The organism is Mesorhizobium sp. A623, from assembly GCF_054489405.1.
In genome coordinates this window covers 1-633 of record NZ_JBTMXB010000140.1, presented here as the reverse complement: position 1 = coordinate 633, position 633 = coordinate 1, and the positions used below count along the sequence as shown (strand labels likewise).

General features: G+C 60.7%; 2 protein-coding genes. Both read right to left on the bottom strand.

Translation table 11 applies throughout. From position 1 onward, the window contains the following. Position 1: 1 nt before the first annotated feature. A complete protein-coding gene (locus tag ACX3P1_RS28300; protein ID WP_459083147.1) occupies positions 2-316 on the bottom strand; it encodes a phage head closure protein in 315 nt (104 codons plus the stop codon). Next, the coding region (gene gp17 / locus ACX3P1_RS28295; protein ID WP_459083145.1) for a tail completion protein gp17 at positions 316-633 on the bottom strand (318 nt) is incomplete at its 5' end. The genes ACX3P1_RS28300 and gp17, both read right to left, overlap by 1 nt.

Sequence of the window (633 nt, the reverse complement as noted above, 5' to 3'; positions counted from 1 at the left end):
GTCATGACGTTGCCACCGCGCGAAGCTCAAGACCGCAACGGCGGCCGATTTCGGTGATTTCCTTCAGGTCGTGCGCAACGCCATTATAAAGAACACGGTCGGCGGCCGTGATGCCCGGCAGATAGCGGACACGGAAAACGATGGTGCCGGCCTCTGCTTCGCCAAAGCCGGTCAAGAATTCGGACGCGGATTGCGTCACGATCTCCGCGCGCACCGTGGCAATATTCGTCCAGGCGGTGACAACGCTGCCCGAAGGCGACACGGTTTCCGTGAAGCGTTCAATGATGATGGTGCGATCAAGCTTGCCGGCGCGCATTACAAAGCCCACCGCATGACGGCTTCCACGGTGATAACGCCGTGGGTGTAGGATTTATCCGGGTCGGGGTCGCGCATCCACCGCACGGCCGGCAGGCTGAATTCATCGAAGCCGAAGCCGGCAGCGTTGGGTGCTTCCTTCAGTGCATTGCAAACGGCGAAGCCGATGGCCTTGGCGGTGTCAGCGCCATCTTCCAACGCCCATATATGAAGGTCGAGAAAGACGCGGGCGACATACTGCGCGCCGGCAGCATTGCCGAGAAAAACGGTTTGCCCGCCCGCCATAATGATCGAAGGCAGCTTATCCGGGCGGGTGCT

Coding starts and splice junctions, on each gene's coding strand:
- ACX3P1_RS28300 (WP_459083147.1), bottom strand. CDS start 316: ATGCGCGCCGGCAAGCTTGATCGCACCATCATCATTGAACGCTTCACG.